This window comes from Massilia yuzhufengensis, from assembly GCF_900112225.1.
Lineage (GTDB): Bacteria > Pseudomonadota > Gammaproteobacteria > Burkholderiales > Burkholderiaceae_D > Telluria > Telluria yuzhufengensis.
On the sequence record NZ_FOLD01000026.1, the window covers coordinates 59,695 to 85,338 of the forward strand.

The following is a 25,644-nucleotide window of genomic DNA, read 5'->3' on the forward strand; positions in this document are numbered from 1 at the left end:
GCCCTACAGAAGAACACATGGAATTCGAAATCTGGATGCTGCTTGGCATCCCCTTCTTTTTCGGCCTGGGCTGGATCGCCGCCCGCGTCGACATCAATGAACTGGTCTCGGAATCGCGCTCGCTGCCGCGCGGTTACTTCAAGGGCCTGAACTACCTGCTCAACGACCAGCCGGACAAGGCCATCGATTCCTTCATCGAGATCGTCAAGCTCGATCCGGAATCGGCCGACATGCACTTCGCGCTGGGCAACCTGTTCCGCCGCCGCGGCGAGACCGAGCGCGCGATCCGGGTGCACCAGAACTTGCTGGCGCGCCCGGACCTGCCGTCCGAACAGAAGGCCCACGCCCAGTACGAACTCGGCATGGACTACCTGAAGGCCGGCCTGCTCGACCGCGCCGAGGAAACGTTTAATTTGCTGGTCGATACCTCCTACGCCGTGCAGGCGCGCAAGGCGCTGCTGGAAATCTACCAGCGTGAAAAAGAATGGCGCCGCGCGATCGACGTCGCCGCCGGCCTGCAGGAATCGGGCGCCGGCGCGCGCCAGAAGGAAATTGCTCAGTTCTATTGCGAACTGGCGCAGGACGCCCTGGTGCACCTGCAGCCGTCCGACGCCATGCAACTGCTCGACAAGGCCCTGCTGGCCGACCGTTCCAGCGTGCGCGCCACCATCCTGACCGGCGACGCGCTGCTGGCCCAGGGCGACACCGAAGGCGCCCTGAACACCTGGCGCCGCGTCGAGCACCAGAGCGTGCCCCATGTGGCGCTGGTGGCGGCCCGCCTGATGGACGGCTACCGCAAGGTGGGGCGGCCGCAGGAAGGCGTCAACCTGCTGCGCGCCTACCTGGCCGAAGCCTCGTCGATCGACCTGATCGAGGTGGTATTCAAGGCCGTCATCGAACTCGATGGCGTGGAAGCGGCCAAACAATTGGTGATCGACGAGCTGCGCCGCAATCCGACCCTGCTGGGCCTGGATAAACTGCTCGAAGCGCGCCTGATGGACGCCCCGGCCCATGTCTGGGAAGAGCTGACCATGGTGAAAAACCTGGTGCAGCGCTACACCCAGAAGCTGGCGCGCTACCAGTGCAGCCACTGCGGCTTCAAGGCGCGCCAGTTCTACTGGCAATGCCCGGGCTGCAGCCGCTGGGAAACCTACCCGCCGCGCCGCACCGAAGAACTGAATGTGATGAACTGATGACCGATCCGATCCCGAGCCGCCTGCTGGCGGCAGACAGCTTCCGCCGCGCCGCGGCCCCGGAACTTTCCACCGTGCGCCTGCTCGTGGTGGGCGACGTCATGCTCGACCGCTACTGGTTCGGCGACGTCTCGCGCATCTCGCCGGAAGCGCCGGTGCCGGTGGTGCGCATCGAGCGCCGCGAAGAGCGGCTGGGCGGCGCGGCCAACGTGGCGCGCAATGCCGCGGCCCTTGGCGCCCACACGGGCCTGCTGGGCGTGACCGGCAGCGACGAGGCCGGCGACGAGGTCGAGAAGCTGCTGCGCGGCGCCGCCATCCACAGCTACATGAAACGCGACGATGCGATCTCCACCATCATCAAGCTGCGCGTCATCGGCCGCCAGCAGCAGATGGTGCGCATCGACTTCGAGGACGCGCCCACCGAGACCGTGTTGCGGGACAAGCTCGACCAGTTCAAGGCGCTGCTGCCCGATTACGACGTCGTCATCCTGTCCGACTACAACAAGGGCGCGCTGGTGAACGTGGCCGAGATGGTCCGGTCGGCCCGCGCGGCCGGCAAGATCGTGCTGGTCGACCCGAAGGGCGACGACTTTTCGCCCTACCAGGGCGCCACCATCCTGACCCCGAACCGCTCGGAACTGCAGCGCGTCGTCGGTGGCTGGAAGACCGAGGAGCAATTGACCGAAAAGGCCCAGCGCCTGCGCGTCGAGCTCGGGCTGGACGCGCTGCTGCTGACGCGCTCGGAAGAGGGCATGAGCCTGTACAGCAAGGATGAGGTGCTGCACGTCCACGCCGAGGCGCGCGAGGTGTTCGACGTGTCCGGCGCGGGCGACACCGTCATCGCCACCCTGGCCGCGATGCTGGGCGCCGGCGCCCCGCTGGACGAAGCGCTGGCCACGGCCAACCGCGCAGGCGGCATCGTGGTGGGCAAGCTGGGCACGGCAACCGTGACCCGCGAGGAATTGTTCCCGGGTTGATCTGGCTCAAGCCGGCCTCGTCAACGACGGCCCGGCAGCTTCGTTAGGGCATGGTGGATGGCGTCGCTGTCCATCATGCGAAAACCAACGGAGAAAAACCACATGATCAAGAAACTGATGCTTGCTGTTGCCGCACTGGCCGCTTCGACCAGCCTTGCCTTCGCCCAGGTGGACGTGAACAAGGCCGATGCGGCCGCGCTGGACGGCGTCAAGGGCGTCGGCCCGAGCATGTCGAAGATGATCCTGGACGAGCGCGCCAAGGGCGAGTTCAAGGACTGGGCCGATTTCCAGCAGCGGGTCAAGGGCGTGGGCGACAAGAAGGCCATGAAGCTGTCCGAGGCCGGCCTGCAGGTCAACGGCAAGGCCAAGGAAGGCACGGCCGCCAAGCCTGCCGGCGCCAAGGCCGAGAAGACGTCGGCCAAGGCGGATGCGAAGGCCAAGCCGGCTGAGCAGAAGGGAATGTAATTGGCTAAAGAAACCCGCGGCAACGCGGGTTTCGCCGCCTGCGGCCTCCAATGCTTGGCCATGCAATCAAAAACATGCGATTCGTCCCGGCACTGAACCACATTCCACCGCCAAGCTTGGCGTCAATCCAATAATTAATGACGATTTTGACGGTTCGTATTGATTGTCGTGCTATAGTCGTGTAATTGCCATTGGGCAACTGCCAGCGCTAGATGTGTGCTGGCTTGCCCGACCTTACCAGCCCAGACATGACCAAACCTTCCCTCACCATCGGCGCCCGCCTTGCTATCGGTTATGGCGCAGTATTCCTCCTGATGATCATCCTGACGGGCCTGGCGATCAGCCGGGTCGGCCAGATCGACCGCACGCTGAATCACATCAACGACGTCAACAATGTCAAACAGCGCTACGCGATCAACTTTCGTGGCAGCGTACATGACCGCGCGATTGCCCTGCGCGACGTCGTGCTCGCGTCCGATCCGGCCGCGGCAACCGTCGCCATCGAGCTGATCAAGACGCTCGACGACAACTACGCTCGCTCGGCCGCACCGATGGACGCGCTGTTCGCGCAGCTGCAAGATGTTCCGGCAGCCGAGAAAGAAGCGCTCGCCGCGATCAAGGACCAGGAGCAGCGCACCAAGCCGCTGATCGACCGCGTGGTCGCCCTGCATGCGGCAGGGCAGGCAGCGGACGCGGGCACCCTGCTGGCACAGCAGGCGGGGCCCGCCTTCGTCGGCTGGCTCGCCAGCATCAATCGTTTCATCGACTTGCAGGAAAAGCTGAACAACGAGGAGGCGGCCGCCGCCCGCGATGTCGCTTCCGGATTCTTCGGCTGGATGACCTTGCTTTGCCTGGGTGCGATCGCGGCCGGCGCGCTGGGCGCCTGGTATATCGCGCGCGGCCTGCTGCGCCAGCTCGGCGGCCAGCCCGAGTATGCCGCCGCGATTGCCGGCGCCATCGCGGCAGGCGACCTTGGCATCAAGATCGATACTGCGCCGGACGACCGCAGCAGCCTGCTGTACGCCATGAAGGGCATGCGTGACAGCCTGGTCGGCATCGTGCAGCAGGTACGCAACGGCACGTTGAGCATTGCCAGCGTGTCGACCGAGATCGCGAACGGCAACCGCGACCTGTCCGGCCGTACCGAACGCCAGGCCGGCACGCTCGAAGCGACCGCCGCCTCGGTCGAGCAGCTCACCGGCACCGTGCGTCAGAATGCCGACAATGCGCGCCAGGCCAATGCGCTGGCCGAGTCGGCCTCCGAAGTGGCCCTGCGCGGGGGCGCCGTCGTGGCCCAGGTAGTGGAAACGATGGCCTCGATCAATGCCTCGTCCAAGAAGATCGTGGACATCATCGGCGTCATCGACGGCATTGCCTTCCAGACCAATATCCTTGCGCTCAATGCCGCCGTGGAAGCGGCGCGGGCTGGCGAACAGGGCCGTGGTTTTGCTGTCGTGGCAACCGAAGTGCGCAACCTGGCGCAGCGCTCGGCCGCCGCCGCGAAAGAGATCAAGGAACTGATCGGCAGCTCGGTCGAGCGCGTCGACGCAGGTGCGCGCCTGGTGGACGAGGCCGGCACGACGATGGATGACATCGTCGTGTCGGTGCGCCGCGTCACCGACATCATGGGCGAGATCACGCATGCCAGCGCCGAGCAGAGCGCTGGAATCGGCCAGGTCAACGACGCGATCGGCCAGATGGACGACGCCACGCGCCAGAACGCGGTACTGGTGCAGGAAGCCAGCGCGGCCGCAGCCTCGCTCGAGGCGGAAGCCGACCGGCTGGCGCGCGTCGTGGGCGTGTTCCGGCTCGACGCCGTCAGTCCGCGCAGCGTGGAGCCGAAGTCGCGACTGGCGCTGTCCACGCATTGACGCGGGCGGGGCAGGGCGGCAGGCCAGTGTCGCCACCCCTGCCTTGCTCCGTTTGCCCCGCGTGTATTGACTGACACCAAGCAGTTCGCATGAGAAGATGTGCATGTCATCATGCACACCACAACCAGAAAGGTACTCATGCCTCACGCACGTATTTCCCCACGCCTGCTTGCCGCGTTGCTGGCCCTCGCCGCGGGTTCGGCCGCCGCCCAGGGCACCCCAGCCTCCCCGGACATCAAGCGCCAGCAGCCGCAGATCAACAAGATCGTGGCCGAAGTCTCGCCCAAGCGTATCGAAGCCTACGTGGCCAAGCTGGTCGGCTTCGGCACCCGCCACACGATGTCGGAAACCGAATCCGACACGCGCGGCATCGGCGCGGCGCGGCGCTGGATCAAGAGCGAGCTGGAACGTTGCGGCGCCGGCACCGCGCTGCAGGTGGCCTTCGACAGCCACGTCGCCCCGGTGTCGGCGCGCATCTCGCGACCCACCGAGATCGTCAACGTGGTCGCCACGCTGCCGGGCACGCAGGACGCGGCGAAAGACCGCCTGTACGTGGTCAGCGGCCACTACGATTCGCGCGTGTCCGACGTGATGAACTACACCGCCGACGCGCCCGGCGCCAACGACGATGCCTCGGGCACGGCGGCCGTGATGGAACTGGCCTGCGTGATGGCCAAGTACAAGTTCGATGCGACCCTGGTGTTCATGACGGTCGCCGCCGAAGAGCAGGGCCTGCTGGGCGCGCGCCACTGGGCAGAACAGGCGCGCAAGAACAACCTGAACGTGGCCGGCATGTTCACCAACGACATCATCGGCAGCTCGACTGCCGACAATGGCAAGGTGGATAACAAGCAGGTGCGCCTGTTCTCGCAGAGCGTACCGGCCACCAGGGAAATGAGCGACGCCGTGCGCCAGCTGGTCGCCACCGGCGGCGACAGCGATTCGCTGTCGCGCCAGCTGGCCCGCCACACCAAGGAACAGGGCGAGCGCTATGTCAAAGGCTTCAAGGTCTCGGTGATCCACCGCTCCGACCGCTACCTGCGCGGCGGCGACCACATGCCTTTCCTGGAGCAGGGCTACGCGGCACTGCGCTTTACCGAGCCGGCCGAGGATTTCTCGCACCAGCACCAGGACCTGCGTACCGAAAATGGCAAGGTATACGGCGACCTAATCAAGTTCAATGACTACGACTACATCGCCAAGGTGGCGCGCGTGAACGGCGCGGCGCTGGCTTCGCTGGCGCTGGCGCCGGCGGCGCCGCAGGGTGTCAAGCTGCGCACCGACAAGCTGACCAACGATTCCACGCTGGTGTGGCAAGCCAACCCGGAGCCGGACGTCGCGGGTTACCGCATCGTCTGGCGCGAGACCACCGCCTCGTTCTGGCAAGGCGCCAAGTGGGTCGGCAACGTGCAGGAAGCAACGCTGGACATGTCGAAGGACAATGTGTTTTTCGGCGTGCAGGCGGTCGACAAGGACGGCAACGTCAGTGTCGCCACCTACCCGATGCCGCAGCGCTGACCCGCAGCAGGGGGCGGCCGGCTCTGGAGGCCGCCCTCGTACGCCACCTTGCTGTCCGGATTAGAATAGCGGTTTAGGAAATCGCGAGAAAGCAAGGAATGGCTTACAAGACCATCGAAGACACGATCGGCAATACCCCGCTGGTGCGCCTGGTGCGCCTGCCCGGTGCGGACGCGGCTGCGCGCAACAACATCATCCTGGGCAAGCTCGAAGGCAATAACCCGGCCGGCTCGGTGAAAGACCGCGCCGCCATGTCGATGCTGCGCGGCGCCGAAGAGCGCGGCCAGATCAAGCCGGGCGACACCCTGATCGAAGCGACCAGCGGCAATACCGGCATCGCCCTGGCGATGGCCGCCGCCATCCGCGGCTACAAGATGGTGCTCCTGATGCCAGACAACCTGTCGGTCGAGCGCCGCCAGAGCATGGCCGCCTACGGCGCCCAGATCATCCTCACGCCGAAGTCGGGCGGCATGGAATACGCGCGCGACATGGCCGAGCAGATGCAGAAGAATGGCGAAGGCATCATCCTCGACCAGTTCGGCAACCAGGACAATCCGCGCGCCCACTACGACACCACGGGCCCGGAAATCTGGCGCGACACCGAAGGCCGCGTCACCCATTTCGTGAGCGCGATGGGCACCACCGGCACCATCATGGGCGTGTCGCACTACCTGAAGGAACAGAACGAGGCCATCCGCATCATCGGCGCCCAGCCGGAAGAAGGCTCGTCGATTCCCGGCATCCGCAAGTGGCCGGAAGCGTATTTGCCGAAGATCTATGACCGTGCGCGCGTGGACCAGGTCGAAGCCGTGAGCCAGGCCGCGGCCGAGCAGATGGCGCGCCGGCTGGCAGCGGAAGAGGGCATCTTCTGCGGCATCTCGGCGGCGGGCGCCTGCGAAGTGGCGCTGCGCGTTTCGCAGACGGTCGAAAACGCCACCATCGTGTTCGTGGTGTGCGACCGCGGCGACCGCTACCTGTCGACGGGCGTATTCCCTGCTTGAGCGCATGATGCGGCCAACAAAAAAGCCATCCTGACGGATGGCTTTTTTACTTTAGCAATTCCATATGGCTGGCCACGCGGCCGCTTGACGCCGGCCGCGGCATGGAAGGACCCGGTTGCAAGGGCCGGGCTGGAACGGCGCCTTGCGCCGGACCGGATTACGCCTCTTTCGGGGCGGCGCCTTCTTTTGGCTTGAACTGCTTGTCGCTGATGCGGAACTTGGCGCGGCGGTCGCCCATGAGGTAGCGCAGGTCGCGAATCGACAGGTCGCTGACTTCATGCATGCGGATCAGCAGCGAAGCGCCGACTGGCAGGCGGTGGTGGCGGATCTTCGAGATCACCGGCGGTGCAACCTCGAGGGCGCGCGACAGCGCTGCGTCGTTTTTCAGGCGCAGGTTCTCGATCAGGGTGTCGAGCAGGCGGTTCGGGTTGTACTGCAGGAGTTCATCGGACTCCGAATCGCTATTCATATCAATGCCGACTTGGTTTGTCATGATTCAATATCCTATTTTGGGTTGGACGGAGCCCCATGCGGCGCCCGGCTCCAGATGTCATTATTTCGTAATTTTCTATTCAATTGTACAACTAATTTCTAATCTGATACTCGATAGCAATAAGAATCAGATATCTATCCTCGGTATTGTTGTCTAATCGCAACAATAGCCTCAATGCAATTCTCTCACAAACTCACTGGAATAATAATTGTTTTTTGATTAATCTGCAGTGTAAGACCTGGGGGATTTTGATGCCGCACAGTATGAAAAGCGCTGACAGGATGACAAGAAAATGGGGGGTATGGCCGAAGGGGGAGTGTTTCTGCAGAGAATCGGCGGAAAATAAGCGCATACCCCTGGGGAGTATGCGCCTGTATCAAGACGTTAACAAGGCTTAATACCGGGGAAACTCGTTACAACTCGATACAAAGTTTCCCGTTCGGCAATGACTAACCGCCGCGCGAGGCCCGTACGGTGCGGCCCAACTCGATCACCGACATGGCATAGAAATAACTGCGGTTGTACTTGGTGATGGCAAAGAAGTTATCGTCCGCCACCCAGTATTCGGTCGCCTCGGCGCCGTTTTGCAGGTCGACCAGGCCGTACAGGCGTTCCGAAGGCAAGCCGGGCGCAAAGGACACGCCGGCCGCGCGCAGCTGTTCCGGGCGCAGGGTGGCCGCCAGGCCAAGGTCGAGCAGCGGCTCCCAGGCGCGGTTCGGCGAGACCTCGGCCGGGTAGACCGGCGTGCCGCGATGCTCCGGGTTCCAGCCGTGCTGGACCAGGAAATTGGCCACGCTGCCGATCGCGTCTTCCGCCGAGTTGCGCAGGTCGATCTGGCCGTCCTGGTTGAAGTCGACGCCGAATTTCAGGATACTGCCCGGCATGAACTGCGGCATGCCGACCGCGCCCGCAAACGAGCCCAGCAGCGAGAACGGCTCGACCTTGTGCTCGCGCGCGAACAGCAGGGTGTTGGCCAGTTCGCTGCGGAAGAAACGCATGCGGCTGGCGCGGTTCGGCGTTTCCGGATAGGCGAAGGCGAGCGTGGCCAGCGTGTCGAGCACGCGGAACTTGCCGGTGTCGCGGCCATAAATGGTTTCCACGCCAATGATGCCGACGATGATGTCGGCCGGTACGCCATACGCCGCTTCGGCGCGCGCCAGCGCGTCGGCATGTTCGTTCCAGAAGCGCACGCCGGCGGCGATGCGGATCGGTTCGATGAAGCGCGAGCTGTACAGCTCCCAGTTCTTCGGCTTGCCGGGCGGGGCCGGCTTGACCAGCTGGACGGCCGAATCGATGAAGCGGGCCTGGCCGAACAGCGACTCCAGCTCGGCGCGCTCGAAGCCATGCTCGCTGGCCATCTCGTCGATGAACTCGCGCACGGCCTGCCATTCAAGGAAATTGTGGTGTTCGCCGTCGTAGTCGATCACCACGGCCGGCGCGGCCTTCGGCACGCGCTTGGACTTGACGGCGACACGCTTGCCGGCCTTGGCCTTCTTGCCGGCCTTGGCCTTGGCCTTGGATTTTGCCTTGGCGCTCTGCGATGGCGGTTCTTTCGCGGCAGCGGCCGGCCCAACCGGGACAAGCGCCAATGCCAGCGCGGCAAACAGGGAAACGATCGATTTCATCTAACCTGGGACAATAGACTCTTCAAGGTAGCGGCCAGCCGCTGGCGCTGCAAAGCGGGCTGGGGCGGCGCATAACGCCAGGCGCTGTAACGGCGCAGGAACTCGGCAGCGGCTTCGCGTGATGGCGGCGCCAGCTGCTGCATGGCCGCGATCCGGGCCGCGTAGGCGGTGGGCCCTTCGTCCGCTGCCCGTGCCAGGCCCAGGTGGGCGAGGCGCTTGCATAGGGCGGAGTATACCGCCTCCACCGGGTCAGTTGCCCTACGGCGATAGAAAAATCTCGCCAGAAGCAACACGCCCAGGCCGATCATGGTCAAGGCGACAATACGCCAGCCCGACAGGATCTGTTGCAGCTCTTTCATGAAACCGCGCTGGCGTTCCGGCGTGTAGTCCAGCACCCACTGGTTCCAGCCGTTGTTGAGCGCGCCCACCGCATCGCGCAGGCGTCCCAGCAGCGAATCGCCGCTTTGCTGGAACAGCGAGAAGCCGCGCAGCGCATCGATGCCGAAGGGCGCGGGCGGCTCGACCGCGGCGGCCAGGTTGCGGTGCACCCGTTCCGGCGCCACCGCGGCGGTGGGGTCGACCCGCACCCAGCCGCGGTGGCGGATCCACACCTCGGCCCAGGCATGGGCGTCGGACTGGCGCACCGTCACGAAGCCGTCGATCGGGTTGAGTTCGCCGCCCTGGTAGCCCGTGACGACGCGCGCCGGGATGCCGGCCGCGCGCATCAGGAACACGAAGGCGCCCGAATAATGCTCGCAAAAGCCGGTGCGGGTGCCATACAGGAATTCGTCGACCGAGTGGCGTCCCAGCAGCGGCGGCTCCAGCGTGTAGCTGTAAGGCTGTTCGCGGAACTGGCGCAGCACGGCTTCGACGCGGCGCGCGGGCTGGGCCTGCTTGCGCAGCGCCAGGCCGGCCGCCAGCGCCTTCGGGTTGTAGCCGTAGGGGAGCAGCAGCCACTGGTTCGGGTCGTCCAGCGCGTCGCGGCCGTCCAGCGCGAAGTCGGGGTAGGAGATCATGGCATAGCGCACGCGCTGGGCCAGCGGGCGGTCGCTGCTCAGCTCCATCTGGTGCGACACGCGGGCGCGGTAGCCCGGCACCTCCGGCATGTGGCCGGCCATCTCGAGCGCGAACAGCCAGCGTGTCGTGGTCGGCTCCAGCGTGATCTCGTAGCGCTGGGGCGCGCCGCGCACGCTCAGCGAGGTCCCCGACCTGGTCGGGATCGAACCGCCGCGGGTCCAGGCGGTGCCGTCGAAGGCGTCCAGCACCAGGCCGCGCCAGTACAGCTGCGCCTTGTCCGGCACCGGGCCCTCGAAGCGCACCCGGAAGGCCGGTTCGTCCGACATCGCGAGCTTGGACAGCTGGCCCGGCGCCATGCGTTCGGACAGGCCGGACTTGGCGCTGCCACTCCCGCCCGGTCCCGGCATGCCCCACAGCGGGCCGCCCAGGCGCGGGAACACGAAGAACAGCAGCACGGTAATGGGCGCGGCAAACAGCAGCATTTTCACGCCCATCGCCACGCGCGTGCGCAGCGGCGGTACCGCCCCGGTGAACTGGAAGGACAGCTGGGTGGTGAGCAGGGCCAGCACCGCCGCCACGGTCAGGAGGGCCGTGCCGATCCCTTGCGCGTAGAAGAAGTTGGTCAGCACCAGGAAGAAGCACAGGAAGATCACCACGTACAGGTCGCGCCGCGCGTGCATTTCCAGCATCTTGAAAGCCACCAGCAGCACCAGCATGGCCACGCCGGCGTCGCGCCCGAGCAGGGTGTTATAGCTGAACTGCACGCCCGCCATCGCGGCGGCCGCCACCGGCAGCAGCACCAGCGTGGGCGGCATGCGCCGGCCGCGCAAGGTCACCAGGCCGCGCCAGGCCAGGGTGGCCGCGCACAGCAGCGACACCCACAGCGGCAGGTGCAGCGTGTGCGGCGCCAGCACCAGCACCGCGCTGCCCAGCAGCAGCAGGGTGTCGGCCTTGTCGCGCGGGAGCGGCTGGCGTGGCGCCTTCATGGCGCTTCCTCCAGGCCATGCAGCGCCAGCGCGCGCAGGCAGGCCGCCTGGTGGGCGGCGCCGGCGCCGGCCTGGTAGTGGATGGTCCCGAGGCGGAAGGCGTAGGGCAGGGCGCGCTGCTCGGCGTCCAGCACCCAGCGCGTCATGCGCGACAGGCGCACTTCAAGATCGAGGTTGGCGGGCAGGGCGGCGAAATCGAGCACCAGCTCGTCGCCCACGCCGCCTTCGAAATGCTTGGTCACCAGCTGGCCGCCCAGCGCCGGGTCGAGCCGCGCGATCTGGCGCCAGGCCAGCTGGCGCGGCGAGTCGCCGGCCTGGTAGCTGCGCACCCCGGCGAAGTCGTCGTTGCCGCCGGCGCGGCCGCTGCCGGCCGCATTGCCGGCCAGCGGCAGTGGGGGTGCACCTTCTTCCGGGCGCGGATAGACCAGCGCCTGCGCCGCCGGGCGCCAGTAGCTCCAGGCGCGGAACAGCCCGAGCGGAAAGCGGGTGGACAGCACCACGCGCGCCGGCCGCAGCCAGCCGCGCGCCGCGGTCGGCACGCCGAGGAGTACTGCGGCGCTGCCGCGCTCGCCAATGTCGGTGACGTGGCGCGCCTCCGGCACGTCGCCGAAGTCGACCCACACGCCGTAGCGCGCCAGCTTGCCGCGGTTGGCGATATGCAGCTCGAACTGCGCTTCCTGGCCGGCGAAGACGGCCGGCACGCGGCCCTGCTGCAGCGCCAGGTGGGCCAGGTTACGGTAGGTGAAGACCATGTCGACCAGCGCGCAGGACAGGGCCAGGAAGGTCAGCGCGAAGCCCAGGCCCAGGGTGTAGTTGATGGAGCCGATCAGCAGCACCAGCAGCAGCAGGGCGAAGCCGATGCCGGCGCGGGTCGGCAGGATGAACACGCGGCGCTGGCTCAGCACCACTTCGCCGGCGTCGAGCGTGCCGCCGCGCGGCAGCCACTTGCCGGTGGAACGGCGCAGCCAGGCGCGCAATCCCCCTGTCATCTAGAGCGCGACCGACTTCTGCAACTGCAGCACCAGGTCGCGGCTGGCCAGCGCCATGCCGTGCGCCGCCTTGAGCGGGCGCAGGCGGTGGGCGCAGACCGGCACCAGCACGGCCTGGATGTCCTCGGGGATCACGTGGTCGCGTCCTTCCAGCGCCGCCCAGGCGCGCCCGGCCTGCAGCAGCGCGATCGCGGCGCGCGGCGACAGGCCCTCGGCGAACAGGCCGTTCTGGCGCGAGGCCTGGGCCAGCGCCTGCACATAGGTGACCAGCGAGGGCGAGGCGTGGATTTCCTTGAGCGCGCGCTGGGCCGCCTGCAGCTGGGCCGGTTCCATCGCCGGCTGCAGGCTGCGCAGCATCGCGCGCCGGTCTTCGCCCATGAGCAGGGCGCGTTCGGCGGCGGCGTCCGGGTAGCCCAGGGTGAGGCACATCAGGAAGCGGTCGAGCTGCGATTCGGGCAGCGGGAAGGTGCCCACCTGGTTGGCCGGGTTCTGGGTCGCGATCACGAAGAAGGGCTCGGGCAGCGCCCGGGTGACGCCGTCGGCGCTGACCTGGCGTTCTTCCATCGCTTCGAGCAGGCCGGACTGGGTCTTGGGCGTGGCGCGGTTGATCTCGTCGGCCAGCAGCACTTGCGTGAAGATGGGTCCGGGATGGAATACGAACCCGTTGGTCTCGCGCTCGTACACCGAGATGCCGGCCACGTCGGCCGGCAGCAGGTCGCTGGTGAACTGGACCCGGTTGAACTTCAGGCCGAGCGTGATGGCCAGCGCATGCGCCAGCGTGGTCTTGCCGACGCCGGGCAGGTCTTCCAGCAGCAGGTGGCCGCCGGCCAGCAGGCAGGTCAGGGCCAGGCGGACCTGCTGGTCCTTGCCGACCACGATTTCGTTGACCTGGCGTGCGGCGGCATGCAGTTGATTGAACATGGGTGGGTTCCGGTGTCTGGTTGGTGCGGGTGCCGGCAGCGCGGGGCGCCGTCATGGTAGATTAGCGCCATTGGCAACCTTCATACTCCGTCGGCAACAAGCCTTTGCACCGATTCTATGCGAGAACGGGCGCAGGGGTGAACATGGATGAGCCGGCGCGAAAGACCCGCACAATGAGCACAGCAATCTACAGCCACCCCGACTGCCTGCGGCACGACATGGGCGACTGGCATCCGGAATCGCCCTCGCGCCTGCAGGCGATCGACGACCAGCTGATCCTGGCCCGCATCGACGGCCTGCTGGAACAGCGCAGCGCGCCGCTGGCCGACCTGGCCGACGTCCTGCGCAACCACACCCCCGGCGCGGTGGCGCTGGTGCGCGACCACGTGCCGGCCGAGGGCGACTACTATCCCCTCGACGGCGACACCATCCTGTGCCACCACAGCTACCAGGCGGCCCTGCGCGCGGCCGGCGCCGCGGTGGCGGCGACCGACGCCGTGATCGCGGGCGAAGTCGACAACGCCTTCTGCTCGATCCGCCCGCCGGGCCACCATGCGACGCCTACCGAGGCGATGGGTTTTTGCTTTTTCAATAACGTCGCCATCGCGGCGCGCCACGCGATGGAGGTGCACGGCCTGGAGCGCGTGGCCATCGTCGACTTCGACGTCCACCATGGCAACGGCACCGCCGACGCCTTCCGCAACGACCCGCGCGTGCTGATGGTAAGCCTGTTCCAGCACCCGTTCTACCCTTACTCCGACCCCGAGCCGATCACTGCCACCAGCGTCAACGTGCCGGTGCCGGCGATGTGCGACGGCGAAGCGGTGCGCAAGCTGGTCACCGAACTGTGGCTGCCGGCGCTGCACGCGCACCGGCCGCAGATGATTTTCGTCTCGGCCGGCTTCGACGGGCACCGCGAGGACGACATGGGCGGGATCGGGCTGGTCGAGGCCGATTATGCGTGGATCACGCGCCAGGTGATGGCGGTGGCGAACCAGCATGCGCAGGGGCGGATCGTGAGTTGTCTCGAGGGCGGGTATGCGTTGTCGGCGTTGGGGAGGAGTGTGGTGGCGCATTTGAAGGTGTTGGCGGAGCTGGAGTAAAGTTTGCGGCTGCGCGACGAACTTGGGTTCTCGCCTGCGCGGGAACCCAAGTTGAATTTGACCTCACCTGAATTCACATACACGCAGCCTCAGCACGGAACGCCTTCCCCTTTCGCTCATCTAATCTCCACGACCCATCACCAGGAGAGAAACGTGAGCCCCATCCGCATCCTCTGTGCGCTGTGCCTGCTCCTCGCTTCCAGCATGGCCGCCGCCGCCAACTACACGCTCTGGATCAACGGCCGCGCCGGCAGCGGCGCCAATGGCACGGTCGGCAACTACAACGACTTCGGCTACTGGGGCCCGGCCTCGACCCCGGCCGGGGTCAACAAGAAGGCCGTCAACTGGGACGGGCGCAGCAGCATCGCCGCGCAAAGCGGCAAGATCCGCAACGCCCTCGACTGCTTCTGCACCGGAAACAACTGGTGCTACATCGTCACCTACAGCGCGGGCGACCCCATGATCGGCTACAACCTCGCCGTCTACGGCGGCACCGTGCGCATGAAGAAGAACGCCAGCGCCAATGCGGCCGGCGTCTGCGGCAACAGCGGCGGCACGCAGGCCGGCTGGAACATCAAGTGGGTGCGCGCCGCGGCCGGCGCGGCCGGCGGCACCGAACTGTCGGACATCGGCGCCTGGACCACGTCCGAGCCGCTGGTGCAAGACCTGAAGACCAGCACCGCGCGCGCCATGTACAACCACAACGCCACCCGCAACATCTGGTTCTACATGTACGCCGGCGCCCGGGGCACCGCCTACTCCTTCGTGCTGCCGGGCCAGGACGACGAAGTCGTCGCCTACCACAGCGCCGGCGGCGTGGCCGGCAGCGGCGGCAGGTCGCTGTGCAATCCCGGCGACTGGTTCTGCAACGACCTGGCGCTGGGCACCGCCAACAACCAGGGCGGCAGCGCCAAGTGGAGCTACCACTCGGTGGCCTTCCGCGACGACGGCGAAGACTACGACCACTACGGCCGCGGCAACTGGGAAGGCATCGTGGGGGTGGTGCGCAATGCGGTGGTGGGGAGTGCGCAGTAGGGGGGCGGGTAACTTGGGCTCCGGCCTGCGCCCGAGGTCGTAGCTGCCAGTGGCAGGTACGACGGTCTTGGGGTTCATGGGCCGGTGTGCGACGACGATGACCTGCTGCTCTTGAACGTCGTTCCCGCGCAGGCGGGAACCCAATTCATCCGCGTTTTCGGAGCGCCCACCATGCCCCCGGTACGCAGGTATACCACCCTCACAACACTCCCAATTGTGCCGTTTGACACGTCTGTATGTCAGGCGTACTGTCGAGCTCAGCCGTAAATACGGCTGCACAACCAACAAGGAGAAGACAGTGAGACAAATCCGCATTCTGTGTGCGCTGTGCCTGTTATTGGTGTCAAGCTGGGCGGCCGCCGCCAACTACACGCTCTGGGTCAATGGCCGGACCGGTGGCGGGGCGATCGGCAACTACAACGACTTTACCTACTGGGGCCCGGCCTCCACCGCGGCGGGCGTCAACAAGAAAGCCGTCAACTGGGACGGCCGCAGCAGCATCGCCTCGCAGAGCGGCAAGGTGCGCGACGCGCTCGACTGCTTCTGCACCGGCAGCAACTGGTGCTACATCGTCACCCACAGCGCCGGCGACCTCATGATGGGCTACACGCTGGCCAACTACGGCGGCTCGGCGCGCCTCAAGAAGAACGCCAGCCCGGCTTCAGGCGGCGTATGCGGCAACAGCGACGGCAGTTCGCAGACCGGCTGGAACATCAAGTGGGTGCGCGCCGCGTCCGGCGCGGGCGGCGGCTCCGAATTGTCCGACGTCGGCTCCTGGACCACGTCCGAACCGCTGGTGCAGGACCTCAAGACCACGACCGCGCGCGCCATGTACAACCACAACACCACACGCAACGTCTGGTTCTACATGTACGCGGGCGCCAAGGGCACCGCCTACTCGGGCATCCTGCCCGGCCAGGACGACGAAGCCGTGGCCTACCACAGCACCGGCGGGGTGGCTGGCAGTGGGGGCGGCTCCTACTGCAACCCGAGCGACTGGTTCTGCAACGACCTGTCCCTGGGCACCGCCGCCAACGAGGGCGGCAGCGCCAAGTGGGGCTACCACTCGGTGAGCTTCCGCGATGACGGCGAAGCCTACAACCACTACGCGGGCGGCAACTGGGGAGGGATCGTGGGCGTCGTACGCAGCGCCGTGGTGAACAGTGCGCTCTAGGCCTTTGCTTGGCCTGGCCGGGGCGGGCGTGGCGATCGTCGCCGCGCTCGCGCTGTGGCTCGGGCGCGGCGACGCGAAGCTGGCCACCCCGGCCGCTGCCGCGCCGCCGCCGTCCGGCCCGCAATTCTTCGGCCAGGTGGCCTCCAACGGCGCCCTGGGCGTGCCCGACGGCCGCGCCGAACGCCGCCGCCAGCTGCTCGAGAACGTCCAGCTCACCGAGCATACCTATTGCAGCTACCGCGAGGGCAGCAGGTACCCGATGGAGTCGCGCCCGGCGGCCCAGAACCCGGACCAGCTGCACCCCAACCAGCCGGTCACCGAGATGAACCCGATGCGGGTCGAGGGGGGCGGCGCCAACACCGCCGTGCTGCTGCAGACCTCGCAATCGCGGGTCTACCTGGCCGCCGGCGAAGCGGCCGCGTTTTCGCTGCGCGCCGTGAACGCGCAAGGCGACACGGTGCCGCTGGTGATCACCCGCGCGGTGGCGCAAGGCATGACCTATGGCGCCAGCCGCCCGACCGCGCAGGTGGCGCTGCCGTTCGCCGACGATGGCGGCGGCGCCGACCCGGTGGCCGGCGACGGCGCCTTTGCCGGCGTGCTCGCCCCGAACCAGACCGGCCTGGCCGGCTTCCACGGCACCATCCGCACCGAAGTGCGCTACACGGCGGCGGGGCGCAACGGGTTTGCCTTGTTCGACGTGATCTACACGCCGGTGCTGCCGGCCGCCTGGACCGGCCAGGTGCGGGAGGCAGTGGAGAACGGTTCGCTCCACTTCTACCTGCGCGCCGAGGTGCGCCAGCCGGGCCGCTACGTGGTCAGCGGCCGGGTCGACGACGCGCGCGGCAAGCCGTTTGCGCTGGCCACGTTCAACGATGAGCTCGGGGTTGGGTCGCGCGAAGTGAAGCTGACGGTGTTCGGCAAGCTGATGACCGATGGGGCGCCAGCCTTGCCGCTGGTGCTGCGCGACGTCGACGGCTACCTGCTGCGCGAGAACGTCGACCCCGACCGCCTCCTGATGCCGCGCCTGGAAGGCAAGGTCTTTGCCAGCCGCACCCAGGGCATGAAAGGCATCTCCGATGCCGAATGGGACAGCGAGGAAAGGACGCGCTACCTCACCGAGTACGCCAGGGACCGCGACGCGGCGCGCGCACAGCTGGCCGCCTTCGATCCGGCCGGGCCGCTGCCCCCTGGCGCCTGCCCGGCGCCGCGGGTCGCGCCCAGGCCCTAAGCTCAGGCCAGCAGCGGGAAGCGATCCACCAGGCAGGCGGCGCCGACGACGGCGCACAGCATGCCGAAGGTGATCCAGCGCGGCAGCGTTTTCTTGGGCAGGTGATGCATGGCGGTTCTCCGGAGTCGACCGGCCCGGCGGCCGAAAGGTCCAGTGTGGACCGTCCATCGGCAAATGCGTTGCAGCAGATCAACAGACTAGCGGGAAGGGCGGCTCTGTTGCTTGGATGCCGCAGCAGCAGCGTAAAATAGCGCCTTGATTGAAGAATACGAAAGCACAGCATGTCGATACAATGGTTCCCGGGGCACATGAATGCGGCCAAGAAGGAAGCCGCCGAGCAGATGGAGAACACCGACCTGGTGATCGAAGTCCTCGACGCCCGCCTGCCCGAGGCGAGCTGCAACCCGCTGGTTGACCAGCTGCGCAAGTTCCGCCAGCGCCCCAGCCTGAAAATCCTGAACAAGGTCGACCTGGCCGACCCGGTGGCGACCGCCGCCTGGAAAGCCTTCTACGAGCAGCAGGAAGGCGTGACCGCCTACCCGATGACGACCAAGAAGCCGTCCGACGTCGCCCGCATTACGGACATCTGCCAGTCGCTGGCGCCGCACCGCGGCGTGCCGACCAAGCCGCTGCGCATCATGATCATGGGGATCCCGAACGTCGGCAAATCGACGCTGATGAACGCGCTGCTGAAAAAGCGCGTGGCCAAGGTAGGCGACGAGCCGGCCGTGACCAAGGTCCAGCAGAAGCTCTACCTCGGCAAGCACATCGTGCTGGTCGACACCCCCGGCATGCTGTGGCCGAAGATCGCCATGGCCAGCGACGGCCTGATGCTGGCGGCCAGCCACGCCGTGGGCACCAATGCGCTGATCGAAACCGAAGTGGCGGAATTCCTCGGCCAGTTCATGCTCGAGCGCTACCCGCACCTGCTCACCACCCGCTACGGTTTCCAGACCGAGGGGTTGGACGCGGTCGACGTGATCGAGCAGGTGGCCCAGCGCCGCGGCTTCCGCGTACGCGGCGGCGAGTTCGATTACGAAAAGGCCGCGCACGTGCTGCTGCAGGATTACCGCACCGGCGCGCTGGGACGGATCAGCCTCGAGACGCCGGAATCGCGTGCGGCGGCGCTGGCCAAACATGCGGCCGAGATGGCGGAGAAGCAGCGTATCGCCGACGAGAAGGCGGCAGCGAAGGCCGAAGAAGCGGCGCGCGGCAAGCGCGGTAGCTGAGGCGTTCGGCTACCGCAGGCCGACCGGCGACATTAGCGCGGGCGCATGCCGCGCGCCACTTCCATCATCCCGAACAGGCGCGCGCAGCGCATCCAGGCCAGGGCCAGGACCGCCAACTGGGCCAGCAGCAGCCCGCCGAGGAAGCTGCCTGCGCCCAGTGCCGGCAGGTTCAGGCGCGCCACCGCCAGCGCGCCCGCCAGGCCCAGGCCAATGACGCTGATGCCGCCATACATGCCAAGCGTCGCCAGCGGCCTGCGAACCAGGAGCCCCAGGCCGTCGCGCCAGGCCAGCACCGCCGAGGTGCGGCGGCGGTCGAGCGCCAGCACGGCGCGTCCCGCGTCGAGCGTGGCGTGGGCCAGCAGCAGCAGCAGGCCGGCGACGGCCATCGCTCCCCAGGACGCATGCGAGGCCGACGATTCCAGCACGGCCGCCGCCGCATGCTGGTCGGCCGCGTCGGTGGCGATGGCGCCCAGGAAGAGGGCCACGCCGAAGGGCACGACCGCCCACAGCAACATGCGCAGCAGGCGGCCATATTCATGCACGCCGCCCGCGACCAGCGCTGCGAAGCCGAGCTGCGACGGCGCGCGCGCGGCGCTGATGGCGGCGCCCGTGAGCAGGGGCGAGAGCAGCAGCGTCATCGCCAATGCGACGATGCCGCCGCCGGCCAGCGCCGCCGCATGCTGGGTGTGCAGCCCCATGACGTCGGTGATGGCGACCAGGTCGAGGCGCCGGGCATAGGCGCTGGCGTTGACGGTGCGGTCAAAGGCGGCCGCGAACATGCGCCAGAACGGCAGCGCCGCGACCAGCGCCGGCAGCAGCAGGGCCAGCAGCCAGAGCAGCATCAGGCGCCACTGCAGGGCGGGACGCAGCGCGTGCAGCAGGCTGCTGCGAACCGGTGGCGTGGCGGCGTGGCGGGCGGCGGGCGCTGCAATGGTGGAAGTCAGGGTCGTCATACGGTGGCGATCAGGGACAGGATGAGTTGGAAGAAGGCCGCCGCGTCGCTGCCCCAGCGGGTCGAAGCGCTGCGGTTGGGCGCCATGTTGCGGCTGTCGTCGAGCTTGTTCACGTCGAGGTAGTGGCTGCGGCGCGGGTCCAGTTCGGCCGACACGGCGCGCGCCGGCTTGACCCAGCTGAAGCGGCGCCATTTTTCATCCGCATTCCACGCCACCGTCTCGCTGCTGCCGTCCGCGAACCGGACCACCAGCAGCTGCGGCACGCTGGCGCCTTCGCGCCGCACCGTCACTTCGGTGCGGAAGGGGAAGGGGCCGGTGCCTTTCTTCGCGTCCGGATGGGCCTTGCGCCACTGTGCACGCAGCGTGTCGATGCGCTGGTCGACCGCGTCCTGGGTTTCGCTCACGCGCTTGCCGCTTTCGAGCCGGGTGCCCGGCAGCGGCAGCACTTCCTCGCTCGACACTTCGGACACGCGGTCGTCCACCCGCGAGACCGCATATACCTGCCTGGCGAAGACATCTTCCACCGCCGCCCGGGCGCCGCTGCCGTCGGCCAGCGCTTCTCGGAAGTCGGCGATGCTCGGGTGGCGGAACTTCCAGCGGCGGTAGTATTCCTTGAAGCCGCGCTCCATCGCGTCGCGGCCGATGCGCTCCTCGAGGTCGCGCATGACGGTGGCGCTGCGGGTGTAGACCGGGCTGATGCCCTGCAGCCGGTTCCAGGCGTTCTGGCCCGGCGCATCGGCCGGCCGGTCGCGCGGCGAGGCCAGGCGCAGGGTGTCGAAGGCCTCGAACGCCGGCGCAAAGCCGATCGCCTGCAGGAACTTCGGCGCCGGGTGCACGCCCTGGCCGCGCTCGCGCAGCATGCGGGTGTCCCAGTATTCGTTCAGGCCTTCGTCCAGCATCGGTTCCTCGAACTCGTTGTTGGCCAGGATGCCGTAGAAGTAGCCGTGGCCGAACTCGTGGATGGTCACGCCGTCGAGTTCATATTCGGCCAGCGATTTCTTCGGCACCTCGGCATAGCCTGAGGCGGTGATGAAGGTCGGGTACTCCATGCCGCCCGCTTCCTGCGCATTGAAGGGCGGGATCACGACCGTGAGCGTGCGGTAAGGGTAGGGCCCGAGCGTGCGCGAGAACCAGGCCAGCGCATCCTTGGCCGCCTTCATCGCCGGCTTGGCGCTGGCCTCGTACTCGGGCGGATACAGCACCTGCACCGTGACCGTGGGGCTGCCCGGGCCGGTCCAGGTTTCCACCAGCGGCGCTGCGCTGCGCTTGTCGGCGGTCCAGGCGAAATCGTGCACGTCGTGCTGCACGTAGCGGTGGGTGAGCATGCCCTTGTTCTCGACCGGGGCGCCCTGCAGCTCGCCGGTGGCGCCGACCGTGTAGCCCTTCGGGACCGTCAGGCGCACGTCGTAGCTGCCGAAGTCGGCGTAGAACTCGGATTCCATGTGGAATTCGTGCGCGTTCCAGCGCGGCGCGGTGGCGCCGCGTTCGCCCGGCAGTTCGAGCACCGCGATCTTGGGGAACCACTGCGCCACCAAATGGAAGCTGCCGAAATGGCCGGTGCGCGCGCTCACGCGCGGCAGCTGGGTGGTAAACGCCATGTCGAGGGTGGTGGTGGCGCCCGGCGCTACCGCCTCCGGCAGGTCCAAGCGCGCCACCGTGTGGTCGGTCGCAGGCCCGTTGTCGGGCTGGACGAAGCGCCACGGCACCGCCGCGCCGCCTTGCTTCACGCTGCGCAGCGCGATGTGGCCCCAGTCGCCGTCGCCGGTGGCGACACCGGAGCGAAAAGCCTCGCCGCGCTGGCGCTGTTCGGTATAGAAGGTGCTGCCGGCGCCCTCGAAGGCGTTCATGTAGAGGTGCACGTAGACGCTGCGCACCGGCACCGCGCTACGGTTGCGCCAGGTGAGCTGCTGGCTGCCCGTGACCACGTGCTTGACCGGGTCGAGCGTGGCCTCGATGCGGTAGCTGGCCACGCGCTCCGACAGGGTCGGGTGCTCGCCGCCGCGGATGCCGCCCCAGGCGCCGGGCGCGCTCGGCACCGTGACCGCGGCGGCGTCAGGCGCGGCCAGCGCGATGCCGTCGAGCGCGGGTGTGGCGGCCGGCGCCGGCGCGTCGGCCTGGGCCAGCCAGGCGCCGGTGGCCAGCGCTGCGGCGAGGAGGGCTGCGCACATGCCTTTGCGCGTCCATTCAGTCTGCATAAGGACTCCCTGGTGATGTTGCTTGTTGTTGTTTGATGAACGCGACTATATCCACAACATTAATTGAACGGCAAGCCTTTGCGACAGGCGCCAAAAAATAGCGACGAAAGGTGGTGACAGCGCCGCAGGTTATAATCGCCCCGTTCTGGTGCCCGCGCGCGCGATCTGCGTGCGCAGTTAAACGGGAAACACGAGGCCACAGCGCTGCGCGCTGCTGCCGAGGTGTGCTGCCCCCGCAACGGTCAAACAAGCGCCGCCACCCAGGTCTTACCTGGTGGCGGCAGGCTGCCCCGACAACCACTGTGCTTTGCTGCGCAGGAAGGTGGGGCCGTCAGTCTTGCCAGCCCGGATACCGGCCAGGACAGGTGGAAGCGCCCGCGTGGCGGCTTCCGTTGACGCTGGACTGCGGGGACGCAGGCCGGTGCTATTACCGAGAACATCCAACATGAATCTTGCTGCCCTTCCGTGCAGCGCGCCGGCCTTCAAGCCGCTCGCGCTCGCATGCGCCCTGTCCCTGTCCATCCTTGCCGCCAATGCCGCCGCGCAGGACAGCCTTCCCTCGATCGTCATCACCGGCGCGCGCTTCCCGGCGCAGGCGGCCAGCGCGCCGATCGGCGCCACCGTCATCACGGCCGAGGATATTCGCCGCGCCGGCGCCACCGACGTCAATGCGGCGATCCGCAAGGTGGCCGGCGTCTACGGCCGCCAGAGCCTGGACGCCTCGCCCGATTTCGCGCTCGACCTGCGCGGCTTCGGATCCAACAGCGCGCAGAACCTGGTGATCCTGGTGGACGGCGTGCGCCTGAACGAGAACGAACTGGCCAACGCCGTCCTGTCGAGCATCCCGGTCGATACGGTGGAGCGCATCGAGATCCAGCGTGGCGGCAGCAGCGTGCTGTATGGCGAAGGCGCGACCGGCGGCGTGATCAACATCATCACGCGCCGCGCGGCGCAGGGCGGCACCCATGGTTCGCTGTTCGCCGAAGGCGGCCGCTTCGATGCCCACGACCTGCGCGCCTCGCTGGTGCATGGCGCCGGCCCATGGTCGTTCGACGCCGCCGTGGCCAACCGCGGCACCGACAACTACCGCGCCAACAGCGAATTCAAACAGAAGACCGCCAGCGCCGGCCTGCAATACACTTACGGCGCCGGCCGCGCCGGCCTGCGCTTCGAGCGCTCGCAGCAGGATGCGCGCTTCCCCGGTTCGCTGACCGAAGCGCAGTTCCTGGACAACCCGCGCCAGAGCCTGACGCTCGACGATTTCGGCACGCTCGACACCGACCGCGCCAGCGCCTTTGTCGAACACCGCATCGGCAATGTCGAACTGGCGGCCGAGCTGTCGCGGCGCGAACGCGAGGTGCAGGCCAACTATTTTTATATGAGTAACGGCGCCAAGGTCGCGTCGCGCTCCAGCTACGACGCCAGCCAGACCCAGTTCTCGCCGCGCGTGCGCCATACGGCGCTGCTGGGCGGCCAGCGCAACGAGCTGGTGGCCGGCGTGGACCTGGTGCGCTGGACGCGCGAGACCACGTCCGACTTTTCGCTGGGCGACGCCGAACAGGAGTCCAGCGCCTTCTACCTGCGCAACGAGCTGCTGTGGAATGCGCCGCACAATGCGCGCCTGGCCGTGGGCGGCCGCCACGAGAAGTTCAAGAAGGATTATTCGGACCCGCTGGCCTTCCCGCCGGTCGCAGGCGAGCACCGCGAGCAGTCGATCAACGCGTGGTCGCTGGAAGGCAGCATCGATGTGCTGCCGCAGCTGACCGTGTTCGCCAAGGCCGGCCGCAGCTACCGCATCGCGAATGTGGACGAGAACAGCCTGCGTTCGGGGCCGGAAGTCCTGGCGCCGCAAACCTCGCGCGACCTGGAGCTGGGCGTGACCGCCGGCGGCCCGGCGCGCCAGCTCAGCGCACGGGTGTTCCGCCACCGCCTGGAGAACGAGATCTTCTACGACCCGACCATCGGCTGGGGCGCCAACACCAACCTCGACCCGACCCGCCGCCAGGGCCTCGAGATCGAAGGCCAGCTCGCCTTCGGCCAGGCCTGGCGCCTCACCGGCCAGTGGCAAAAGGTGGACGCCGAATTCAGCGGCGGCCCCAACGCCGGCCGCGAGATGGTGCTGGTGCCGAAGAACGTCGTCACCACCCGCCTGGCATGGACGGCCGGGAGCCACAACGCCGACGTCGGCGCCCAGTGGGTCGACCGCCAGCGCGTCGGCAACGACTTCACCAACAGCTGCGGCGTGCGCATTCCATCGTACACCACGGTCGACGCGCGCTACGCCTACCGCGTGGGCGCCTGGGAAGCGGCGGTCACCGCCCTCAACCTGGCCGACCGCCAGTACTACAGCAACGCCTTCGGCTGCCGCTCGGGCATCTACCCGAGCGACGGCCGCCAGCTGAAGCTGTCGCTGCGGGTCGACTTCTGATGCGCGCGCCGGCATCCTGGCTTGCCGCGCTGCTGCTGGTCACGGCAGCGGGCGCCGGCGCAGCGGTGACGGTGGTCGACGATGCCGGCCGCCAGGTCACTTTGCAACAACCGGCCAAGCGCATCATCTCGATGGCGCCGCATGCGACCGAGCTGCTGTTCGCGGCCGGCGGCGGCGCGCGCGTGGTCGGCGCGATGAACTACAGCGACTACCCGGAAGCGGCCAAGGCCATCCCGCTGGTGGGCAGCAACAGCCAGATCGACATGGAGCGGGTGCTGGCCCTGAAACCCGACCTGATCGTGGTCTGGCATACCGGGAATACGGCGCGCCAGATCGCGCAGGTCGAAAGCCTGGGCGTGCCGGTGTTCCACAGCGAGCCGCGCCGCCTGGGGCAGGTGGCGGACAACATCGAACGGCTGGGGCAGCTGCTGGGCACAGGCGAGGTGGCGGGGCCGGCGGCCGGCGCGCTGCGCACCAAGCTCGCGGGGCTGGAGGCGCGTTATGGCAAGCGCTCGCCGGTGACGGTGTTCTACCAGATCTGGGACCAGCCGCTGTACACGCTCAACGATGCGCAGATCGCCAGCGACGCGATCCGGGTCTGCGGCGGGCGCAATGTGTTCGGCGGGCTGAAGGTGGTGGCGCCGCAAGTGAGTACCGAGGCGGTGCTGGCGGCCGATCCGGAGGCGGTGTTGGCGGGAAAACGGTATGACCCGGCCAACCCGGGGCTGAAGGTGTGGGCGCCGTATAAAAGCATGACGGCGGTCAAGCGCGGGAACCTGGTGACGGTGGATGGGGAGTTGCTGACACGGCCGGGGCCGAGGACGGTGGAGGGGGCGGGCTTGTTGTGCGAGGCGCTGGAAGCAGTGCGGCAACGTCGGCCGAAGTGACTCCGGTTGAAAAATTGGATCCCGGCCTGCGCCCACTGCTGTCCGGAATAATTTGCTTGACTTAGCAAGGAGGGGTTGCAGGCATTGGTTTACGAGGGTTAACCTCGGTTTGCCGACTTAAAAACCAAACCTGCAACCATGTACAGCATAACGACATTTCAAGAATTAATGAAGGGGCTGCCCCGCGCTGCCTTCGATCAGGCAGTCGCCCGCCACAATGCCGCCAAATATACCAAGCACTTCAAGCCTTGGAATCACATGACGGCGATGGTGTATGCGCAGGCCAGCGGAGCGCCGAGTTTGCGCGCCCTCGAAACTGGCTTCAATGCGCACGCATCGCATCACTACCATCTCGG

The 25,644-nt window shown here is 67.4% G+C and carries 21 protein-coding genes and 1 riboswitch; of the genes, 14 read left to right on the top strand and 7 right to left on the bottom strand.

The window, feature by feature from the left end; all coding sequences use genetic code 11:
* Positions 1–17: 17 nt before the first annotated feature.
* From lapB to cysM, 6 genes are all read left to right on the top strand, one after another.
* Complete coding sequence (lapB, locus tag BM031_RS19045) at positions 18–1,193, top strand: lipopolysaccharide assembly protein LapB (RefSeq protein ID WP_091876137.1); 1,176 nt, start codon at positions 18–20, stop codon at positions 1,191–1,193.
* Positions 1,193–2,170 carry a D-glycero-beta-D-manno-heptose-7-phosphate kinase gene (gene rfaE1, locus BM031_RS19050; RefSeq protein ID WP_091876138.1) on the top strand — a complete coding sequence of 326 codons (978 nt, stop codon included), beginning with the start codon at positions 1,193–1,195 and terminating at the stop codon, positions 2,168–2,170. Before lapB ends, rfaE1 begins: the two co-directional genes overlap by 1 nt.
* Before the next feature lie 102 nt (positions 2,171–2,272).
* A complete protein-coding gene (locus BM031_RS19055) occupies positions 2,273–2,635 on the top strand; it encodes a ComEA family DNA-binding protein (RefSeq protein WP_091876139.1) in 363 nt (120 codons plus the stop codon).
* 248 nt (positions 2,636–2,883) lie between these two features.
* Positions 2,884–4,506, top strand: a complete 1,623-nt coding sequence (locus BM031_RS26310; protein WP_091876140.1) for a methyl-accepting chemotaxis protein — start codon at positions 2,884–2,886, stop codon at positions 4,504–4,506.
* A 138-nt stretch (positions 4,507–4,644) separates the two neighbouring features.
* Complete coding sequence (locus tag BM031_RS19065) at positions 4,645–6,024, top strand: M28 family peptidase (protein ID WP_091876141.1); 1,380 nt, start codon at positions 4,645–4,647, stop codon at positions 6,022–6,024.
* Positions 6,025–6,122: 98 nt separating this feature from the next.
* Positions 6,123–7,025 (top strand): cysteine synthase CysM, encoded by a 903-nt coding sequence (gene cysM, locus BM031_RS19070; protein ID WP_091876142.1) that lies wholly within the window; start codon positions 6,123–6,125, stop codon positions 7,023–7,025.
* A gap of 157 nt (positions 7,026–7,182) precedes the next feature.
* Here cysM and BM031_RS19075 read toward each other — a convergent pair whose 3' ends face one another.
* The 5 genes from BM031_RS19075 to BM031_RS19095 form a co-directional block, all read right to left on the bottom strand.
* Entirely contained in the window at positions 7,183–7,518 is a 336-nt protein-coding gene (locus BM031_RS19075) for a hypothetical protein (RefSeq protein WP_036216124.1), read from the bottom strand.
* A 449-nt stretch (positions 7,519–7,967) separates the two neighbouring features.
* Positions 7,968–9,143 carry a lytic murein transglycosylase B gene (gene mltB / locus BM031_RS19080; protein ID WP_091876143.1) on the bottom strand — a complete coding sequence of 392 codons (1,176 nt, stop codon included), beginning with the start codon at positions 9,141–9,143 and terminating at the stop codon, positions 7,968–7,970.
* Complete coding sequence (locus tag BM031_RS19085) at positions 9,140–11,146, bottom strand: transglutaminase TgpA family protein (RefSeq protein ID WP_091876144.1); 2,007 nt, start codon at positions 11,144–11,146, stop codon at positions 9,140–9,142. The genes mltB and BM031_RS19085 overlap by 4 nt, the downstream gene beginning before the upstream one ends.
* The gene (locus BM031_RS19090) at positions 11,143–12,135 is read right to left on the bottom strand and encodes a DUF58 domain-containing protein (protein WP_091876145.1); all 993 of its coding nucleotides are present in this window, start codon (positions 12,133–12,135) and stop codon (positions 11,143–11,145) included. The genes BM031_RS19085 and BM031_RS19090 overlap by 4 nt, the downstream gene beginning before the upstream one ends.
* Positions 12,136–13,056, bottom strand: coding sequence for an AAA family ATPase (locus tag BM031_RS19095; RefSeq protein WP_091876146.1), 921 nt, complete (start codon positions 13,054–13,056; stop codon positions 12,136–12,138).
* 173 nt (positions 13,057–13,229) lie between these two features.
* Here BM031_RS19095 and BM031_RS19100 point away from each other — a divergent pair, with 173 nt between their 5' ends.
* From BM031_RS19100 to ylqF, 5 genes are all read left to right on the top strand, one after another.
* The gene (locus BM031_RS19100) at positions 13,230–14,159 is read left to right on the top strand and encodes a histone deacetylase family protein (protein ID WP_091876147.1); all 930 of its coding nucleotides are present in this window, start codon (positions 13,230–13,232) and stop codon (positions 14,157–14,159) included.
* 153 nt (positions 14,160–14,312) lie between these two features.
* Positions 14,313–15,194: a hypothetical protein gene (locus BM031_RS19105; RefSeq protein WP_229409038.1), complete on the top strand. Its 882-nt coding sequence runs from the start codon at positions 14,313–14,315 to the stop codon at positions 15,192–15,194.
* A gap of 298 nt (positions 15,195–15,492) precedes the next feature.
* Complete coding sequence (locus tag BM031_RS19110; RefSeq protein WP_091876148.1) at positions 15,493–16,368, top strand: hypothetical protein; 876 nt, start codon at positions 15,493–15,495, stop codon at positions 16,366–16,368.
* Positions 16,358–17,596, top strand: coding sequence for a choice-of-anchor X domain-containing protein (locus BM031_RS19115; RefSeq protein ID WP_177207818.1), 1,239 nt, complete (start codon positions 16,358–16,360; stop codon positions 17,594–17,596). Before BM031_RS19110 ends, BM031_RS19115 begins: the two co-directional genes overlap by 11 nt.
* 308 nt (positions 17,597–17,904) lie before the next feature.
* On the top strand, positions 17,905–18,825 hold the full coding sequence (gene ylqF, locus BM031_RS19120; protein ID WP_229409041.1) for a ribosome biogenesis GTPase YlqF: 921 nt from the start codon (positions 17,905–17,907) through the stop codon (positions 18,823–18,825).
* A gap of 32 nt (positions 18,826–18,857) precedes the next feature.
* On the opposite strand, the gene BM031_RS19125 is transcribed toward ylqF, so the two are convergent.
* Both BM031_RS19125 and BM031_RS19130 read right to left on the bottom strand, forming a co-directional pair.
* Positions 18,858–19,778, bottom strand: coding sequence for a hypothetical protein (locus BM031_RS19125; protein WP_091876150.1), 921 nt, complete (start codon positions 19,776–19,778; stop codon positions 18,858–18,860).
* Positions 19,775–21,946, bottom strand: a complete 2,172-nt coding sequence (locus BM031_RS19130) for a M1 family metallopeptidase (protein ID WP_091876156.1) — start codon at positions 21,944–21,946, stop codon at positions 19,775–19,777. Before BM031_RS19130 ends, BM031_RS19125 begins: the two co-directional genes overlap by 4 nt.
* Positions 21,947–22,102: 156 nt before the next feature.
* Positions 22,103–22,348, top strand: a riboswitch (cobalamin riboswitch).
* A 70-nt stretch (positions 22,349–22,418) separates the two neighbouring features.
* Here BM031_RS19130 and BM031_RS19135 point away from each other — a divergent pair.
* The 3 genes from BM031_RS19135 to BM031_RS19145 form a co-directional block, all read left to right on the top strand.
* Complete coding sequence (locus BM031_RS19135; RefSeq protein WP_091876151.1) at positions 22,419–24,401, top strand: TonB-dependent receptor family protein; 1,983 nt, start codon at positions 22,419–22,421, stop codon at positions 24,399–24,401.
* The gene (locus BM031_RS19140; protein WP_091876152.1) at positions 24,401–25,288 is read left to right on the top strand and encodes a cobalamin-binding protein; all 888 of its coding nucleotides are present in this window, start codon (positions 24,401–24,403) and stop codon (positions 25,286–25,288) included. Before BM031_RS19135 ends, BM031_RS19140 begins: the two co-directional genes overlap by 1 nt.
* A gap of 168 nt (positions 25,289–25,456) precedes the next feature.
* Positions 25,457–25,644: DUF4372 domain-containing protein (locus BM031_RS19145; protein ID WP_177207819.1), on the top strand; the 188-nt coding region annotated here is incomplete at its 3' end.